Annotated in this window: 18 protein-coding genes; 12 read left to right on the top strand and 6 right to left on the bottom strand. The window is 65.0% G+C overall.

Annotated elements, in window-relative coordinates:
* Window positions 1-3 precede the first annotated feature (3 nt).
* The 12 genes from DXK50_RS13375 to DXK50_RS13320 all read left to right on the top strand — a co-directional run bounded on the left by DXK50_RS13375 (window position 4) and on the right by DXK50_RS13320 (window position 10,787).
* Complete coding sequence (locus DXK50_RS13375) at window positions 4-951, top strand: MerR family transcriptional regulator (RefSeq protein ID WP_212630647.1); 948 nt, start codon at window positions 4-6, stop codon at window positions 949-951.
* Window positions 948-2,384 carry a deoxyribodipyrimidine photo-lyase gene (gene phrB / locus DXK50_RS13370; protein ID WP_212630646.1) on the top strand — a complete coding sequence of 479 codons (1,437 nt, stop codon included), beginning with the start codon at window positions 948-950 and terminating at the stop codon, window positions 2,382-2,384. Before DXK50_RS13375 ends, phrB begins: the two co-directional genes overlap by 4 nt.
* Window positions 2,381-2,803 carry a nuclear transport factor 2 family protein gene (locus DXK50_RS13365; RefSeq protein WP_212630645.1) on the top strand — a complete coding sequence of 141 codons (423 nt, stop codon included), beginning with the start codon at window positions 2,381-2,383 and terminating at the stop codon, window positions 2,801-2,803. The genes phrB and DXK50_RS13365 overlap by 4 nt, the downstream gene beginning before the upstream one ends.
* Window positions 2,800-3,555 (top strand): SDR family NAD(P)-dependent oxidoreductase, encoded by a 756-nt coding sequence (locus tag DXK50_RS13360; RefSeq protein ID WP_212630644.1) that lies wholly within the window; start codon window positions 2,800-2,802, stop codon window positions 3,553-3,555. Before DXK50_RS13365 ends, DXK50_RS13360 begins: the two co-directional genes overlap by 4 nt.
* Window positions 3,552-4,799, top strand: coding sequence for an NAD(P)/FAD-dependent oxidoreductase (locus tag DXK50_RS13355; protein WP_212630643.1), 1,248 nt, complete (start codon window positions 3,552-3,554; stop codon window positions 4,797-4,799). The genes DXK50_RS13360 and DXK50_RS13355 overlap by 4 nt, the downstream gene beginning before the upstream one ends.
* Entirely contained in the window at window positions 4,799-5,599 is an 801-nt protein-coding gene (locus DXK50_RS13350) for a DUF1365 domain-containing protein (protein ID WP_212630642.1), read from the top strand. The genes DXK50_RS13355 and DXK50_RS13350 overlap by 1 nt, the downstream gene beginning before the upstream one ends.
* Window positions 5,586-6,860, top strand: coding sequence for an SAM-dependent methyltransferase (locus DXK50_RS13345; protein ID WP_212630641.1), 1,275 nt, complete (start codon window positions 5,586-5,588; stop codon window positions 6,858-6,860). Before DXK50_RS13350 ends, DXK50_RS13345 begins: the two co-directional genes overlap by 14 nt.
* Complete coding sequence (locus DXK50_RS13340; protein ID WP_161867347.1) at window positions 6,853-7,380, top strand: DUF2878 domain-containing protein; 528 nt, start codon at window positions 6,853-6,855, stop codon at window positions 7,378-7,380. The genes DXK50_RS13345 and DXK50_RS13340 overlap by 8 nt, the downstream gene beginning before the upstream one ends.
* A gap of 178 nt (window positions 7,381-7,558) precedes the next feature.
* Window positions 7,559-7,873: a YkgJ family cysteine cluster protein gene (locus tag DXK50_RS13335; protein WP_212630640.1), complete on the top strand. Its 315-nt coding sequence runs from the start codon at window positions 7,559-7,561 to the stop codon at window positions 7,871-7,873.
* A gap of 486 nt (window positions 7,874-8,359) precedes the next feature.
* Window positions 8,360-8,500 (top strand): hypothetical protein, encoded by a 141-nt coding sequence (locus tag DXK50_RS24945; RefSeq protein WP_249186829.1) that lies wholly within the window; start codon window positions 8,360-8,362, stop codon window positions 8,498-8,500.
* A 179-nt stretch (window positions 8,501-8,679) separates the two neighbouring features.
* Window positions 8,680-9,828 carry an HPP family protein gene (locus tag DXK50_RS13325; protein ID WP_212630639.1) on the top strand — a complete coding sequence of 383 codons (1,149 nt, stop codon included), beginning with the start codon at window positions 8,680-8,682 and terminating at the stop codon, window positions 9,826-9,828.
* A 98-nt stretch (window positions 9,829-9,926) separates the two neighbouring features.
* Window positions 9,927-10,787, top strand: coding sequence for a LysR family transcriptional regulator (locus DXK50_RS13320; RefSeq protein WP_212630638.1), 861 nt, complete (start codon window positions 9,927-9,929; stop codon window positions 10,785-10,787).
* Window positions 10,788-10,844: 57 nt separating this feature from the next.
* Here DXK50_RS13320 and DXK50_RS13315 read toward each other — a convergent pair whose 3' ends face one another.
* The 6 genes from DXK50_RS13315 to hemA form a co-directional block, all read right to left on the bottom strand.
* Window positions 10,845-11,360: an acyloxyacyl hydrolase gene (locus tag DXK50_RS13315; protein ID WP_161867343.1), complete on the bottom strand. Its 516-nt coding sequence runs from the start codon at window positions 11,358-11,360 to the stop codon at window positions 10,845-10,847.
* 94 nt (window positions 11,361-11,454) lie between these two features.
* A complete protein-coding gene (gene murI / locus DXK50_RS13310) occupies window positions 11,455-12,246 on the bottom strand; it encodes a glutamate racemase (protein WP_212630637.1) in 792 nt (263 codons plus the stop codon).
* Between the two features lie 76 nt (window positions 12,247-12,322).
* A complete protein-coding gene (locus tag DXK50_RS13305; protein WP_212630817.1) occupies window positions 12,323-13,072 on the bottom strand; it encodes a molybdopterin-synthase adenylyltransferase MoeB in 750 nt (249 codons plus the stop codon).
* 4 nt (window positions 13,073-13,076) lie between these two features.
* The gene (prmC, locus tag DXK50_RS13300) at window positions 13,077-13,910 is read right to left on the bottom strand and encodes a peptide chain release factor N(5)-glutamine methyltransferase (protein ID WP_212630636.1); all 834 of its coding nucleotides are present in this window, start codon (window positions 13,908-13,910) and stop codon (window positions 13,077-13,079) included.
* Window positions 13,911-14,183: 273 nt separating this feature from the next.
* The gene (prfA, locus tag DXK50_RS13295) at window positions 14,184-15,266 is read right to left on the bottom strand and encodes a peptide chain release factor 1 (RefSeq protein WP_212630635.1); all 1,083 of its coding nucleotides are present in this window, start codon (window positions 15,264-15,266) and stop codon (window positions 14,184-14,186) included.
* Window positions 15,263-16,543 carry a glutamyl-tRNA reductase gene (hemA, locus tag DXK50_RS13290; RefSeq protein WP_161867339.1) on the bottom strand — a complete coding sequence of 427 codons (1,281 nt, stop codon included), beginning with the start codon at window positions 16,541-16,543 and terminating at the stop codon, window positions 15,263-15,265. Before hemA ends, prfA begins: the two co-directional genes overlap by 4 nt.
* Between the last annotated feature and the right edge of the window lie 135 nt (window positions 16,544-16,678).

The raw sequence follows: 16,678 nt of genomic DNA, 5'->3' as shown, positions 1-16,678 counted from the left end.
GCCATGACCCGCGAAACCATCGCCGACGAAGACACCAGCCACGATTACCGCCAGGCGCTCGATGAGGGCTACCTGCCGATTCGCGAGGTGGCGCGCAGTACCGGCATCAACGCCGTCACCCTGCGCGCCTGGGAACGCCGCTACGGCCTGATCGTGCCGTACCGCACGCCCAAGGGCCATCGCCTCTACTCGCCGGCCAACGTCGAACGCATCAACGCCATTCTCGCCTGGCTGGCCCGCGGCGTGGCCGTAGGCCAGGTCAAGGCGCTGCTCGACCATGGCCAGGTGCCGCAGGCCACCAGCGGCGACAACTGGACACGCCAGCGCAACGACATCCTCGGTTGCATCGTCCAGTTCAACGAGCGCCGCCTGGATGATCGCTTCAACGCAGCACTGGCGCTCTACCCGGCCTGCACCCTGGTCGAACAGCTGTTCTGGCCCTTGCTCGGTGATCTGCGCCAGCGCTGGCAGGGTCAGTTCGGAGCGCGCGCGGAGCAGGTGTTCTTTTTCTCCTGGCTGCGCAGCAAGCTGGCCACGCGTATCTACCACTGCAACCGACAGGTCGGTGGCGCCCCCCTGCTGTTGATCAATCTGGGTGAAGCACCGATGGAACCGGGCCTGTGGCTGTGCGCCTGGCTGGCCAGTGCCAGCGATTGCCCGGTGGAGGTCTTCGATTGGCCGCTACCGCCCAATGAGTTGCTGACGGCACTGGAACACATCGCACCGCGTGCCGTGCTGCTCTACGCCGAGGATGCACTGGACGGCACGCTGGTGCGCCGCCAGTTGCCCCGCCTGGCCGAACAATGCCCGGTGCCACTGCTGATCGCCGGCCCCGCTGCGCACATTCACCGTGATGCGCTGACCGGTCTGGAGTCGGCCAACGACCCGCTCGCAGCGCATGCCTGGCTGCAGCGTCAGGGTCTGCTAAGCGCACAAGAGGTAACCCCATGAAGCAACTGATGTGGTTTCGCAGTGACCTGCGCGTTCAGGACAACACAGCCCTGAGCCAGGCCATGAGTCGCGGTTCGACCATCGCCCTGTATCTGATCACGCCCGGCCAGTGGCAACGTCATGACGATGCGCCGTGCAAGGTGGACTTCTGGCTGCGCAACCTGGCCGAGTTGAGCAAGGCCCTGACCGCACTCAACGTGCCGCTGCTGGTGCGCCAGTGCCATGACTGGAATGAGGTGCCGGTACTGATCGCCGATGTGTGCCGCGAGCACACCATCTGCGCCGTGCACGTCAACGAGGAATACGGCATCAACGAAAGCCTGCGTGACCGACAGGTGTGCGCCTACCTCAGCCAGCAGGCCATCGCCTGGAACAGTTACCTGGACCAACTGCTGTTCAAGCCGGGCAGCGTGCTGACCCGCTCCGGTGGTTATTTCCAGGTCTACAGCCAGTTCCGCAAGGTCTGTTACGAACGTCTGCACAGCGCCCTGCCCGGCCTGGTCACGCTGCCCAAGGCGCAGACGCCGCTGGCTGTGAAGAGCGACGCCATCCCCTGCGCAGTCGACGGTTTCGCTACTCCAAGTGAGAGCCTGCGCCTGCTCTGGCCAGCCGGCGAAGAGGCGGCACTGCAGCGCCTGCAGCATTTCACCGACGAGCAGGTGGCCTTCTACAAGGACGAGCGCGACTTCCCCGGCAAACCGGGCACCAGCCAGCTTTCGGCCTACCTGGCCGCTGGCGTTCTCTCGCCCCGCCAATGCCTGCACGCGGCCCTGTCGGCCAACCGCGGCGAGTTCGACAGTGGCAACCAGGGCGTCGTCACCTGGATCAACGAGCTGCTCTGGCGCGAGTTCTACAAGCACATCCTGGTCGGCTACCCGCGGGTCTCGCGGCATCGCGCCTTCCGCACGGAAACCGAGGCAGTGCCCTGGCGCAACGCGCCGCAGGAACTGGCCGCCTGGCAGGAAGGTCGCACCGGCCTGCCGATCATCGATGCAGCCATGCGCCAGTTGCTGGAAACCGGCTGGATGCACAACCGCCTGCGCATGATCGTCGCCATGTTCCTGACCAAGAACCTGCTGATCGATTGGCGTGAGGGCGAGCGCTTCTTCATGCGCCATCTGATCGATGGCGACCTGGCCGCGAACAATGGCGGCTGGCAGTGGAGCGCCTCCACCGGCACCGACGCCGCGCCCTACTTCCGCATCTTCAACCCGATCAGCCAGTCGCAGAAGTTCGACCCCGACGGCCAGTTCATTCGCCAGTGGGTGCCTGAGATGTCGGGCCTGAACAAGCGCGACATCCACGATCCGTCCGCGCTCGGCGGCCTGTTCGCGCCGTCCGGCTATCCGCGGCCGATCGTCGACCTGTCGCGCTCGCGCGAGCGCGCACTGACGGCGTTCAAGAACCTTTCGGCGCAGGAGCTGCCGGCATGAGCGACTTCCTGCACGACTTCGCCCAGCGCTTCGCCGCGCTGAACAAGGACAACCTCGACCGCCTGGGCGAGCTGTACAGCGACGACGTGCTGTTTCGCGACCCGTTGCATGAAGTGCGCGGCCTGAGCGAGATGCGCCACTACTTCGCCGAGCTGTATGCCAATGTCGAGGCGCTGCGCTTCGAGTTTCACGGCTTCGACCAGGTCGCGGACGGCGAAGGCTACCTGCGCTGGACCATGTACTACCGCCATCCACGCCTGCGCGGTGGCGCCGAAATTGCCGTGGAAGGCTGCTCGCATCTGCTCTGGCGCGAGCGCGTCTACCGGCACCGGGACTACTTCGATGCCGGCGCCCTGCTCTACGAACACCTGCCCGTACTCGGCAGCGTGATCGCCTGGTTGAAACGGAGGCTGGCATGAAGCGCATCTGGCTGACCGGCGCCAGCAGCGGCATCGGTGCCGCACTGGCAGAAGAACTGCTGCGCGCCGGCCATCGCCTGGCACTCAGCGCGCGCAGCAGCGGCCCGCTGCAGGCACTGGCCGCGCGCTATGGCGAGCAAGTGCTGGTGGCCCCGGGCGACCTGACCGACGCCGAGCAGGTGCGCGCCATCGGCGAACGCATCGCTCAGCAGTGGGGCGCACTGGATTGCGCGATCCTTAACGCCGGCACCTGCGAATACGTCGAGGTTCGCCAGTTCGAGGCGGCGATGATCCAACGCGTGGTCAACGCCAACCTGTTTTCCGCCAGCTACTGCATCGAGGCAGCCCTGCCCCTGCTGCGCCAGGGCAATCGCCCGCACCTGGTCGGGGTCGGCAGCTCGGTGACCTTCATGCCGCTGCCGCGTGCCGAGGCCTATGGCGCCTCCAAGGCGGCCATGCGTTACCTGATGCAGACGCTACGCATCGACCTGGCGGCAGAAGGCATCGACGTCACCCTGGTCAGCCCGGGGTTCGTCGACACCCCGCTGACGCAGAAGAACGACTTTCCCATGCCCATGCGCTGGCCCGTGGAGCGCGCAGCCCGGTATATCGCCGCGCGCCTGGACAAGCGCCCGCACGAAATCGCCTTTCCCACTCCCTTCATCGCCGTACTGAAACTGCTCGGCAGCCTGCCCAGCAGCCTGCAACTGGCCATAGGTCGCCGCCTGGCGCGTAACGAGGACAACGCATGAAAATCGCCATCGTCGGCAGCGGCATCGCCGGCCTGACCTGCGCCTACCTGCTCAACCGCCGGCACGACATTCAGGTGTTCGAGGCCAGTGACTGGATCGGCGGCCATACCCACACCGTCGACGTGCAGGTGGAGGGGCGAAACTACGCCATCGACACCGGCTTCATCGTCTTCAACGACTGGACCTACCCCAATTTCATTCGCCTGCTGGAGCAGGTCGGGGTGCGCTACAAGCCCACCGAAATGAGCTTCTCGGTGAGCGACCCGGCCACCGGCGTGGAGTACAACGGCCACGACCTCAACACCCTGTTTGCCCAGCGCAGCAACCTGTTGTCGCCGGCCTTCTGGGGCATGCTGCGCGATATCCTGCGCTTCAATCGTCAGTCGCTCGACGACCTGGCCAACAACCGCATCAGCGCCGATACCACGCTCGGTCAGTACCTCGAACGCAACGGCTATGGCCGCCGCTTCATCGAGCATTACATCGTGCCGATGGGCTCGGCCATCTGGTCGATGTCGCTGGCCGACATGCTCGGTTTCCCGCTGCAGTTCTTCGTGCGCTTCTGCAAGAACCACGGCCTGCTCTCGGTCAGCGACCGCCCGACCTGGCAGGTGATCGAAGGCGGCTCACGCAGCTACGTGGCGCCCTTGACCGAAAGCTTCGCCGAACGTATTCGCCTCAACTGCCCGGTCAGCCGCGTCGTCCGTGATCAGGACGGCGTCACCCTGCACAGCGCAGCCGGCAGCGAGCGCTTCGACAAGGTGATCTTCGCCTGCCACAGCGACCAGGCCCTGGCCCTGCTCGATCAGCCCAGCGAACAGGAGCGTGACATTCTCGGCGCCCTGCCCTACGCCAACAACGACGTGGTGCTGCACACCGACACACGCCTGCTGCCCAAGCGCAAGCTGGCCTGGGCCAGCTGGAACTATCGGCTGGGCGGGCCGACCGATCAGCCTGCAGCCGTCACCTACAACATGAACATCCTGCAGGGCGTCGAGGCAGACACCACCTTCTGCGTCAGCCTCAACCAGACCGCCGCCATAGATCCGGCCAAGATCCTCGCACGCTTCCAGTACGCCCACCCGCAGTACAGCCTGGCCGGCACCGCCGCCCAGGCACGCTGGGAAGAGTTGCTCGGTGCCCAGCACAGCTACTACTGCGGCGCCTACTGGGCCAACGGCTTCCATGAAGACGGTGTGGTCAGCGCGCTGCGCGTGGCACGCGCCTTCGGAGAGACGCTGTGATGCACAGCGCCCTGTACAGCGGCTGGGTGCAGCATCGTCGCTTCGCCCCACGCGCCCATGCCTTTCGCTATCGCATGGGTCTGCTGTATCTCGATCTGAGCGAGCAGGCGCAGCTGTTCGGCCTCTCGAAGCTGGCCGGATGCGGCCGCTTCGCGCCGTTCGCCTTTCGCGAAACCGACTACCTGCCCGAATCCACCCGCCAGGGCGTGGCACTGCACGAGGCGGTGCGCAACCGCGTGCAAGAAGCTCTGGGCACACGCCCGCAAGGCCGCATCTGCGTGCTGACGCAACCGCGCAGCTGGGGCCTGGCTTTCAACCCGGTGAGCATCTTTTACTGTCATGACAGCGAAGAACGCTTGGTGGCGATTCTCTGCGAAGTCAGCAATACGCCGTGGCGCGAGCGCTATCACTACGTGCTGCCGGCTGAGGGCGACGGGCGTCACCGGGTCAGCGTGGACAAGACCTTCCACGTCTCGCCCTTTCTGCCGCGCGAGCTGGAATACCGCATGAGTTTCAGCCCTGTCGGTGAACGTCTGGGCGTGCACATGGCCGACTGGCAAGGCGCAACCAAGCTGTTCGATGCCAGCCTCAGTCTGCAGCGCCAGGCGCTCGACCGCGCCAGCCTGCAGCGTTATCTGCTCAGCTTTCCCTGGATGACCGGCAAGACCGTGGCGGCCATCTACTGGCAGGCGCTGCGCCTGCTGCTCAAGCGCATCCCGATTTTCGACCACTCCCCCGCGGAAGGCAGCTTCCGCGTTGCCCGCCCGCACGTGAAGGACATGCCCCATGAAGAGCTCTAGCCTGACCTCCACCCGAAGCCTGGTACGCAGTGGCAATGGCATCGGCGCCGGCCTGCTGCGACGCGCCGTACTGCGCCAGCTGGAAAATCTGCGCCATGGCCTGCTGCTGATCCAGGAAGGCAGCGACACCCTGCATTTCGGCACGCCGCAGAGCGAGCTGCGCGCCGAGATCCGGGTGAGCGATCCTGCCGTCTGGGGCCTGGTGGCCGGCAATGGCTCCATCGGCGCGGGCGAGGCCTACATCCACGGCTATTGGAGCACGCCGGACCTGACGGCGGTGATCCGCATCTTCGTCGCCAACCTCGATGTACTGGACGCCATGGAGGGCGGCCTGGCGCGCCTCGGGCGGCCGCTGATCCAGGGCCTGCACTGGCTCAATCGCAACACCCGGCAGGGCTCGCGGCGCAACATCGCTGCGCACTATGACCTGGGCAACGACCTGTTCGAGCAGTTTCTCGACCCGACCATGATGTACTCGGCGGCCATGTTCAGAGGCGATGACGACAGCCTGGAACAGGCACAGCTGAACAAGCTCGAACGCATCTGCCAGAAGCTCGCCCTGCAGCCGTCCGATCATCTGCTGGAAATCGGCACCGGCTGGGGCAGCATGGCGCTCTATGCCGCAACCCACTACGGTTGCCGGGTGACCACCACCACGCTGTCGCGCGAGCAATACGCCTACACCGAGCGGCGCATCCGCGAGCTGGGCCTGGAGGGCCGCGTAACCCTGCTGCTGGAGGACTATCGTGACCTCGACGGCCAGTACGACAAGCTGGTTTCCATCGAGATGATCGAGGCCGTCGGCCACCGCTACCTGCCCACCTATTTCGAGCAGTGCGCGCGCCTGCTCAAGCCCGAAGGGCTGATGCTGCTACAGGCCATCACCATTCGCGACCAGCGTTACGAGCAGGCCTGCCGCTCGGTGGATTTCATCCAGCGCTACATCTTCCCCGGCGGCGCCCTGCCGTCGATGCAGAAGATGCTCGACGTGGTCACCCGCCATACCGACCTCAACCTGCATCACATGGAAGACTTCGGCCTGCACTACGCGCGCACCCTGCGCCTGTGGCACGAGAACCTGCGCCAGGCCCGCCAGCGTCTGGAGCAGCTGGGCTACGACGATTACTTCTATCGCCTGTGGGAGTTTTACCTCTGCTATTGCGAAGGCGGCTTCCTCGAACGCACCATTGGCACCGCGCAACTGCTGCTGGCCAAACCGGCCGCTCGCCCTGCGCCACTGCTGGGAAACTTCGATGCCTAAGCTGATCGCCAATGCCCTCCTGTTCCAGCTCGGCTGGCTCGTCTGCGTGTTCGCCGGCGATGGCCCCTGGCTGCTGGTAGTGGCGGCGATCATCGGCGTGCACCTGCTGTGGATCAGTAGCTGGGCGGCGGAAGGCAAGCTGCTGCTCAGCGTGTTCCTCGCCGGCAGCGCGCTGGACAGCTTTCTGCTCAATCTGGGGGTGTTCGACTTCGGCGAACCGCGCCAGCTGATCCCGCTATGGCTGGCCTTGCTCTGGCTGTTGCTGGCCAGCACGCTCAACCACTGCCTGGCCTGGACCGCGCAGCCCTGGTGGCGCGGCAGCCTGCTGGGCGCGCTTGCGGCACCGCTGTCCTACTACGGCGGCGCCAAGATCGCCGGCGTCACCCTGCCGCTCGGTACCTGGCCGACCCTCGCGATTCTTGCGTTGGTCTGGGCGCTGGTGATGCCGGTGCTGCATGGCTTCGCCAAGCTGTATCGTGAGCAGTACCAACAGCGCCTGCGCAGCCGCCGCTCGGCCTAGCCGATAGCCTCTGCAGGAGCGGCGCCTCGCCGCGAACCGCTTTGCCTCGGGTTCGACAGCCTCGCCCCGAGGCGCCTACGAAAAGCCGCTGGCCGGCCTGCGGAACTGGCGACACTGTCCACTGCACCCTGTCAGCCCAAACCCCGCGTATCCACAGCATGGCGTACACTGCCGCGCCATGAGCGAGACCATCCCCCACACCCAACTGCCGACCGCCCCCGCCATCAGTTGCAGCACCTGCGCGGCCTGCTGCTGCCAGCTGGAAGTGATGCTGATTGGCGACACCGGGGTGCCCCAACGCTACATCGAGACCGACGACTGGGGCGGCGAAGTCATGCGCCGCCTGGACGATGGCTGGTGCATAGCGCTTGATCGCGACACCATGCGCTGCACCATCTACGCACAACGCCCGCTGATCTGCCGCGAGTTCGAACTCGGCGCCACCGAATGCCTGGAAGAACGCCGCGGCATCGCCACCGCCTACAGTCAGTAACATTTCATGTATGAATTTTAATGCTGAATAAGTGCATTTCTATAAATACATCACCGTCGACGGCGAGGAATTCCCTGGCTCAACACCGAGCCATTTCAGTGCGCCAGCACCAATCCAGTGCGTTACTCATATGCACCTCACGGGTTGATATCAAAAAAATAGAACAAAACTGAATTTATTATTAATTAGTCGAATTCATAACCGTCGCGCACACTTTCGGGGCTCTCCCTTACGGACCTGACGTGCCCGCCGACGGCCACTCCGAGCGACAGGAGAGCACGCCTGAATTCTCAGCAAGACGGAATCATGATGGCTGCCCTTGCGACTGCCCCCACTCTCACCACTACGAGCTCGTTCGCCGTTTCACCCTCACCGCCCTGTGTCCGAGATCCATCAGGACGGTCAACGCGCTTTCCCCTTACGCCGACCGGGCCATCGGCCGCGACATGTCGGAGCTCTCGCCCCAGGGTGGTGGAGCCGCAGCCCATGCCTGACGCCCTGATTCTGCAGGTCCCCGCCACGCTGGGTTGCCTGCTCGGTTGCTGGCTGAGCGGTCGCACTCCGTCGACGCTCGACCAGGCCAGCCTGCAGCCCTTTGCCGCCCGCCGGAAGCGGCGGCGCGCATGACGCATGCAGCGGGCCGGCCGTGGGAGATCACCACGCAGCCACGCGAAAAACCCGGCAATACGACCGGAGAGCACCTTCTCACTTGATGCTCCGCCCATGGACGGGCGTCCAGAAGTGCCGCCTGCGGCACCCTATGGGCTTTTCAGCAGTGAAGAGCCCACTTTTTTCTACCGGAAACCATGAACACATCATCACGCCTGTACCAATGGTGCATCGCCTTTATCCCCGACGCTGCGCACACCCGCCCACGAGAATGGCTGCGCGCGGCACTCGGTGCCTGCATCGGATTCGTCTTCAGCACCTGGCTATGCAGCCAGCTCTTCGGCCTGCAGCTGGCCGTGCATTTCTCCGGCCCGCTGGCCGCCTCTGCGGTGCTGCTGTTCGCCGTCTCTTCGGGCGCGCTGGCGCAGCCCTGGTCGATACTCGGCAGCTATCTGTGCGCCACGCTGGTTGGTTTGCTGGTCGGCCACTGGCTCGATCACAGCCTGATCGGCGCAGCCCTGGCCATAAGCCTGAGCCTGTTGCTGATGTGCCCGCTGCGCTGTCTGCACCCGCCGGGTGGCGCCATCGCCTTCTGCGTGGTGTTCGCGCCGGTGGCGCCGGGAATACCCGCCTGGCACCCGGCCGTGACGGCGGTGATGGCCGCGCTGGGCCTGCTGAGCAGCGCGCTGATCTACAACAACCTCACCGGCATGCGCTACCCGCGCCAGACCACCCCTCCCGCCGATGCCCACCATACCCGCGACCCGTTGCCCGGCGAGCGTGTGGGCATTCGCGATACCGACCTCGACCAGGCGCTCGATGAACTCGGCGCCTTCGTCGACGTGACTCGCGAAGACCTGGCCATGATCGTGAAAAGCACCGAGCGCCATGCGCTGCGTCGCAGCATGGGCGACATACGCGCCGGCCAGGTGATGTCACGCGACCTGGTCTGCGCCACGCCGGGCACCAGCATCAAACAGGGCCTGCACCTGCTGCGCCACCACCACCTCAAGGCGCTGCCGATCCTTGACCACAACCAGCGACTGGTCGGCATCGTCAGCCTCAGCGACCTGATTGCTCCCATACATCGCCGGCCGGCCAGGCGCTTCGGCCTATTCAGGCGGCGCCCTCGCCCGCGTCTGGGCGAGTTGATGAGCAGCCCGGTGCGCTGCACCGATGTCGATACGCACGTGGTCGACCTGATCGGCGTGTTGTCCGACCGCGGTCTGCACTGCCTGCCGGTGCTGGAGAACGAAAAGCTGGTGGGGATCATCACCCAGACCGACGTGATCGCCGCGTTGCAACGAGATCTGCTGGCCCACTTCGATTGGAACGACGATCTGTAGTGACGCAGCTCGTGACGGCGTAATGCGGCTGCGCATCGAAAAGTGCCAGAGCAGCCCTTACACTGCGCGTCTGCCCGCTTGCTGAGCCCTGCCACGACATGGACATCGATCTGACTCGCACCTTTCTGGAAATCGTTCGCAGCGGCAGCTTCATCGCCGCCGCCGAACGCTTGCACATTACCCAGACAGCCGTCACGGCGCGCATCCAGAAGCTCGAAGGTCACCTCAACTGCACGCTGTTCGTACGCAACCGAGCCGGGGCCAAGCTGACCGCCGACGGCGAAGCCTTCGTCGCCTATGCCAACCAGATATTGCAAACCTGGGAGGCGGCGCAGCGCGACCTGCCCCTGCCGGACGGCTATAACAACGTGATCCACGTCGGCGGCGAAGTCAGCCTGTGCAACCCGCTGATGCTGCGCTGGGTCAGCCGCATCCGCGCCAACATCGACCACTACGCCGTGCACACCCATATCGGCGACGGCCAGGAGCTGCTGCGTCAGCTGGAGCTGGGCGTGCTGGATGCCGCCCTGGTGTATCAGCCGAACTACTGGCCGGGCATGCAGGTGGAGCAGTTGCTGGAAGAAAAGCTGATCCTGGTGCGCGCGAAGAATCCCGAACCCTACGTGTACGTCGATTGGGGCGAGGCCTTCCGCCTGCAGCACGACAGCGCGCTACCGGATCGGGCCAAGGCGCCGGTGTCCTTCAACCTCGGCCCGCTGGCCCTGCAGTACATCCTCGAACACGGTGGCTCTGGCTACTTCCGCACGCGGGTGGTGCAGAGCTACCTGGACAAGAAGGTGCTCAAACGCGTGCCTCGCGCGCCGGAGTTCAGCTACCCGACCTACCTGGTGTATTCCCGGGAACGCGACTCGGCAGTGCTGCAGCAGTCGTTCGATCTGCTGCGCGAGATCATCGCCGAAGACACCGACTGGTCGCAGCGCTGGGACCCGATGATCTGAAACGAAATCGCCCCTCGTACAGAGGGGCGATTTCTTCATGGCGACGTCGATGACCGCTTAGAAGCTCATGCGGTAATGCACGGTGTAGGCTTCGGCGCCATCGTTCGGCTTCTTCAGACCGGCGTTGGAATAATGGATCGCACGCAGGCCGATTTCCTGCCCGGCGAAACGCAGGCCTACGCCGATGCGGTCCTCGAACTGGAAGGAAGAGCCCAGATCGTTGCTTTCCAGCTCGGTGCTGGAGAACGCGGCAACGCCGATACCGGCTTCGATATAGGGGCGCACGTTCTGCCCGGCGAATTCGTAAACGAACACCGGAGCGAAGGAGAGGCTGTGGTTGCTCGCCGTGTCGTCGCCGTCCCAGTAGGTGTAGCCCAGGTCCCAGTAACCCGTCAGACGACCATAGCTGCTTTCCAGCCAGCTATGGTTCCAGTCCCACTGCGCGCCCAAACGGTAAACCATGGTGGAATCGCCACTCTGACCAATAGCCGCGGTTACATCCGCAGCCTGCGCAGCGCCCATGGTTCCGAACGAGAGGGCCGTAGCTGCAGCAAAGGCACACAACTTCTTCATGAGTCATTCCTTTAATAGCGAGAGGTTTTATCAGGCCTGTAACAAAATATAGAAACATCCAGTGTCAATGAAAGCGCAATTTGAAAAAGATTCACTAAATCGAATGAACCTTGGCCTGTTCACCCAACAAAATCGGCAATACTCGGCAAAGTTGCGAGGCTTCTCCACTGCTCCAGTAACGCGTTGACAGGGCAGACTGAGTGGCCAGCAGATCGTGGTGAGCGAGCAGGCGCTGCAGCTGGCGCGCCACCGCAGCACCGGTGTCGATCAGGCTCACCGATGCCGGCACCAGCTCAGCGAGCAGCGGGCGCAGGAAGGGATAGTGGGTGCAACCGAGAATCAAGGTATCGCAGCCCTCTGCCAGCAGCGGCGCCACATAACCTTGCAGCAGTTCACGGGTGGCCGGCGCCTGCAGCTCGCCGGCCTCGATGCATTCCACCAGCCCCGGGCAAGGCTGGGTGATCACCCGCACATCATTGGCGAAGCGATCGAGCAGCGCGGCGAACCGCGCGCTCTTGAGCGTACCGGTGGTCGCCAGCACACCGACCACGCCGCTGCGGGTCGCCGCTGCCGCCGGTTTAACCGCAGGCTCCATGCCGACGATGGGCAAATCCGGATAACGTTCGCGCAGTTCTCCAGCGGCTGCCGCCGTCGCCGTATTGCAGGCCAGCACCAGGGCTTTGGCGCCCTGCGCCAGCAGATGCTCGGTGATCACTACGCAGCGCTCGCGAATGTACTCCGGGCTTTTCTCGCCATAGGGCACATGGCCGCTGTCGGCAACGTAGAGCAGCGACTCGTTGGGCAGCAGCTGGCGAATCTCGCGCAGCACCGACAGACCGCCGACGCCGGAATCGAAAACGCCAACCGGCGCCTGTGACCGGCTCATTGTAGGAGCGAGCTCTGCTCGCGAAGCGTCTTGAGGCTGCGGCGACATTCGCGAGCAGAGCTCGCTCCTACGGTCCTTAACGCCCACCGCACACCTCGCAGGCCGGGTCGCGCTTGACCCGTAGTTCGCGAAAGCGCGTACCCAGTGCATCGATCAGCAGCAGGCGACCGACCAGCGGCTCGCCGAAACCGGCCAGCAGTTTGAGCGCCTCCAGCGCCTGCAGGCTGCCCACCAGGCCCACCAGCGGGCCGACCACGCCGGCCTCGCTGCAGGTCAGCTCGGCCTCGCTGCCGTGGCCGTACAGGCAGTGATAGCAGGGGCTGGCCGCATTGCGTGGATCGAACACCGACAGCTGCCCTTCCAGGCGGATCGCCGCACCGGACACCAGCGGCTTGCCGGCTGCGACGCAAGCGGCATTGACCGCCTCGCGGGTAGAGAAATTGTCCGAGCAGTCCAGCACCAGGTCGACACTGCTCACTGCGGCAGCCAGCGAGTCGGCATCCAGCGCCTGGCGATGCGGCACCAGTTTGATCTGCGGATTGATCGCCGCCAGACGCACCATGGCCGAATCCACCTTGGCCTGGCCGATGCTGGCGGTGTCGTGGGCGATCTGCCGCTGCAGGTTGGTCAGGTCCACCGTGTCGAAGTCGGCCAGGTGCAGTTCACCGACGCCGGCGGCAGCTAGGTACAGCGCCACCGGCGAGCCCAGCCCGCCCATGCCGACGATCAGCACGCGGCCCTGTTTCAGGCGCAACTGGCCGTCCACATCGATCTGTTTCAGCAGAATCTGCCGGCTGTAGCGCAGCAGCTCGTCATCGCTCAGCATATCGTCACTCATGGTCGAAACGTCCCAGACTGATGCGCTCATGGCCGCCCAGGTCACGCCGGCTATGCACCTCGGCGAAGCCGGCGGCGGCCAGTAGCCCGCGCACCGCCTCGGCCTGGTCGAAGCCATGCTCCAGCAGCAGCCAGCCACCGGATAGCAGGTGCTGCGGCGCGGCCTGGATGATCGCACGAATATCGTCCAGCCCGTCGCTGCCGGCTACCAGCGCGCTACTTGGTTCGAAGCGCACGTCGCCCTGCACGAGGTGCTGGTCGTCGGCGCGGATATAGGGCGGATTGCTCAGGATCAGGCCATAACGCTGCCCGCTCAGGGCAGAGAACCAGTGACTATGCATGAACGCAGCATTGTCCAGTTGCAGACGCTGGCGATTGCGCTCGGCCAGCGCCACGGCCTCCTCGACGCGATCCACCCCGGTCACCCGCCAGGCCGGCCGCTCGCTGGCCAGGGCCAGGGCGATGGCGCCGGTACCGGTGCCGAGATCCAGCACGGTCAAGGGTGCAGCCGGCAGCAGAGCAAGAGCGGTTTCCACCAGCAGTTCGGTGTCCGGGCGCGGGATCAGGGTATGCGGCGCCACCTCCAGCTCCAGACTCCAGAAACCCTGGAGGCCGAGGATATAGGCCACCGGCTCGCCCTGGCGACGGCGCTGCAGATTCGCTAGGAACAGCGCCAATTGATCGACCTCCAGCTCGCGCTCCGGCCAGGTACGCAGGTAGCTGCGCGGTTTGCCCAGCGCGGCGGCAAGCAGCAGCTCGGCGTCCAGCCGCGGGGTGGGCGAGTCGGGCAGATCGGCGTTGTCGAGCAGAGATTCGATGGTGGCCATGGTTCATCCTGACTGCTTTTCTCCCCTCTCCCGCTTGCGGCGCTCGAGCGGAGATAGCGAAGCATCGCTTCGCCCGCTCAAGCGCCCTGAGCTCTGCGAGGGGCTGGGGCGCAGAGCGGGGGTCGGGGGAGAGGGTGTGTCGTTGCGCCCCCTCTCCCTAACCCTCTCCCCGAGGGGAGAGGGGACTGTTAGGCGCTACGTTGGCGCTTGCTGTCAGCTCTTCCCGGATTGCATCCGGGCTACGGCTTTTAGCCTGTGGCCTGCAGCCGCTTTTTAGTCCCCCAGCGCCGCCAGCTGGTCGGCCTGGTACTCGGCCAGCAGGGGCTCGATCACTGCCTCCACGCCGCCGGCCATGACTTCGCTCAGCGAATACAGGGTCAGGTTGATGCGGTGGTCGGTGACCCGGCCCTGCGGGAAGTTGTAGGTGCGGATGCGCTCGGAACGGTCGCCCGAGCCGACCAGCAGCTTGCGCGTGTCGGACATTTCCTTGTGCGCCGCCGCTTCCTGCTGGTCCTGCAGTTTGGCCGCCAGCCAGGCCATGGCCTTGGCGCGGTTCTTGTGCTGCGAGCGCTCTTCCTGGCATTCCACCACGGTGCCGGTGGGAATGTGGGTGATGCGGATCGCCGAGTCGGTGGTGTTGACGTGCTGGCCGCCAGCGCCAGAGCTGCGGTAGGTATCGACGCGCAGATCGGCCGGGTTGATCTCGATGGCCGCCTGCTCGTCCGGCTCCGGCAGCACCGCCACGGTGCAGGCGGAGGTATGGATGCGGCCCTGGGATTCGGTTTCCGGCACGCGCTGCACGCGATGGGCGCCGGACTCGAACTTGAGCTTGGCGTAGACGTTCTCACCCTCGACGCGAGCGATGACCTCCTTGAAGCCGCCGTGCTCGCCCTCGTTGGCCGACAGCACCTCGACGCGCCAACCCTGCCTCTCGGCGTAACGCGAGTACATGCGGAACAGATCGCCGGAGAAGATCGCCGCCTCGTCGCCACCGGTACCGGCGCGCACTTCCAGGTAGACGTTGCGGCCGTCGTTGGGGTCCTTGGGCAGCAGCATGCGCTGTAGCTTGTCTTCCAGGGTGGTCAAAGCTTCCTTGGCCTGGGCCACTTCTTCTTCGGCCATCTCGCGCAGGTCGGGGTCGCTTTCCTTGAGCAGCGCCTGAGCCCCTTCGAGATCGCTCTGTACCTTGCGCAGCTCGCGGAAGGTGGCGATCACCGGCTCGATCTCGGCGTATTCCCTGGAGTAGGCGCGAAACTGCGTCTGCTTGGAAATCACCTCGGCATCGCCGAGCAGCGCCGTCAGTTCCTCGAAGCGGTCGCTGAGGTTGTCCAGTTTGTTCAACAGTGAAGCTTTCATTGCAGACCTTTGTCCTGCGGCGCGCTCTCGTCGAGGGCGAACAATTCCTGGGCCAGGCTGAGCGCATCGACGCGCCCCTCGGCGGTAAGTTTCTTCATGCGCACGCTGGGCGCGTGCAGCAGTTTGTTGGTCAGGCCGCGCGCCAGTTGCGCCAGCACGTCCTCGGGATTGCTGCCATTGACCAGCATGCGCTGGGCCTTGGCCAGCTCCTCGTCGCGCAGGCGCTCGGCCTGCTGGCGGTAGGCCTTGAGCACGTCGACCGCGGCCAGCTCGCGCAGGCGCTGCATGAAATCGTCGGTGCCGGCAGCGATCAGCTCCTCGGCAGCCTGCGCCGCACCCTGGCGACTCTTGAGGTTTTCCTCGATGACCTCGTGCAGATCATCGACGGTATAGAGGTAGACGTCATCCAGCTCGCCCACCTGCGGTTCGATATCGCGCGGCACGGCGATGTCGACCATGAAGATCGGCTTGTGCTTGCGCTTTTTCAGCGCACTTTCCACCGCGCCCTTGCCGAGAATCGGCAGCTGGCTGGCCGTGGAGCTGATGACGATATCGCTGTGCGCCAGCTCGTCGGGAATGTCCGACAGCAGCACGGCATGGGCGCCGAACTGCTCGGCCAGTTGGCTGGCACGCTCCAGCGTACGGTTGGCAACGACGATGCGCTTGATGCCCTGATCATGCAGGTGACGCGCCACCAGGCTGATGGTTTCGCCGGCGCCGATCAGCAGTGCCTGACTGCGATGCAGGTCAGCGAAGATCTGCTTGGCCAGACTCACCGCAGCGAAGGCCACGGACACCGGGTTCTCGCCGATGGCGGTGTCGGTGCGCACGGTCTTGGCGGTGCTGAAGGTGGCCTGGAACAGGCGGCCGAGCAGCGGGCCGACGGTACCGGCCTCACGCGCTACGGCGTAGGCGGACTTGAGCTGACCGAGAATCTGCGGCTCGCCGAGGACCATCGAGTCGAGGCCGCAGGCCACACGCATCATGTGGCGCACCGCGTCCTGCTCGCTGTGCACGTAGGCGCAGGCACGCAGTTCATCGATGCTCAGGCGGTGGTAGTCGGCCAGCCACTGCAGCACGTCGTCACTGCTCAGCTGATCCTGCTCCAGGTACAACTCGCTGCGGTTGCAGGTGGAGAGGATCGCCGCCTCACGGCTGGGCGTCAGCCGACACAGCTGCTGCAGCGCCTCGACCAGTTGCTCAGGGGTAAAGGCAACGCGCTCGCGCACCTCTACCGAGGCGGTCTTGTGGTTGATGCCGAGGGCGATAAAGGCCATGCAGAGTCGCTGAGGGGCAATACGGGAGCCGGCAATTGTCCTACTTCGCCCCCGATAGAACAACTCCTGCGACCTATTGTCCCAATAGACGGTTCGCCGCATCGTGCTGGCCAGTGGGCTTGCTCAAAGGCTTGT

It is taken from the genome of Pseudomonas sp. KB-10, assembly GCF_018221585.1.
Classification (GTDB): Bacteria; Pseudomonadota; Gammaproteobacteria; order Pseudomonadales; family Pseudomonadaceae; genus Aquipseudomonas; species Aquipseudomonas yangonensis.
This window is presented reverse-complemented; position numbering and strand designations above follow the sequence as displayed.

Bases quoted from the DNA above. Each gene is read 5' to 3' on its own strand.
- DXK50_RS13355 (WP_212630643.1), top strand. From the start codon at position 3,552: ATGAAAATCGCCATCGTCGGCAGCGGCATCGCCGGCCTGACCTGCGCC.
- DXK50_RS13345 (WP_212630641.1), top strand. From the start codon at position 5,586: ATGAAGAGCTCTAGCCTGACCTCCACCCGAAGCCTGGTACGCAGTGGC.
- DXK50_RS13315 (WP_161867343.1), bottom strand. From the start codon at position 11,360: ATGAAGAAGTTGTGTGCCTTTGCTGCAGCTACGGCCCTCTCGTTCGGA.
- DXK50_RS13360 (WP_212630644.1), top strand. From the start codon at position 2,800: ATGAAGCGCATCTGGCTGACCGGCGCCAGCAGCGGCATCGGTGCCGCA.
- DXK50_RS13365 (WP_212630645.1), top strand. From the start codon at position 2,381: ATGAGCGACTTCCTGCACGACTTCGCCCAGCGCTTCGCCGCGCTGAAC.
- DXK50_RS13325 (WP_212630639.1), top strand. From the start codon at position 8,680: ATGAACACATCATCACGCCTGTACCAATGGTGCATCGCCTTTATCCCC.
- DXK50_RS13340 (WP_161867347.1), top strand. From the start codon at position 6,853: ATGCCTAAGCTGATCGCCAATGCCCTCCTGTTCCAGCTCGGCTGGCTC.
- DXK50_RS13375 (WP_212630647.1), top strand. From the start codon at position 4: ATGACCCGCGAAACCATCGCCGACGAAGACACCAGCCACGATTACCGC.
- murI (WP_212630637.1), bottom strand. From the start codon at position 12,246: ATGAGCCGGTCACAGGCGCCGGTTGGCGTTTTCGATTCCGGCGTCGGC.
- DXK50_RS13305 (WP_212630817.1), bottom strand. From the start codon at position 13,072: ATGCTGAGCGATGACGAGCTGCTGCGCTACAGCCGGCAGATTCTGCTG.
- phrB (WP_212630646.1), top strand. From the start codon at position 948: ATGAAGCAACTGATGTGGTTTCGCAGTGACCTGCGCGTTCAGGACAAC.
- prfA (WP_212630635.1), bottom strand. From the start codon at position 15,266: ATGAAAGCTTCACTGTTGAACAAACTGGACAACCTCAGCGACCGCTTC.
- DXK50_RS13335 (WP_212630640.1), top strand. From the start codon at position 7,559: ATGAGCGAGACCATCCCCCACACCCAACTGCCGACCGCCCCCGCCATC.
- DXK50_RS13350 (WP_212630642.1), top strand. From the start codon at position 4,799: ATGCACAGCGCCCTGTACAGCGGCTGGGTGCAGCATCGTCGCTTCGCC.
- hemA (WP_161867339.1), bottom strand. From the start codon at position 16,543: ATGGCCTTTATCGCCCTCGGCATCAACCACAAGACCGCCTCGGTAGAG.
- DXK50_RS13320 (WP_212630638.1), top strand. From the start codon at position 9,927: ATGGACATCGATCTGACTCGCACCTTTCTGGAAATCGTTCGCAGCGGC.
- DXK50_RS24945 (WP_249186829.1), top strand. From the start codon at position 8,360: ATGCCTGACGCCCTGATTCTGCAGGTCCCCGCCACGCTGGGTTGCCTG.
- prmC (WP_212630636.1), bottom strand. From the start codon at position 13,910: ATGGCCACCATCGAATCTCTGCTCGACAACGCCGATCTGCCCGACTCG.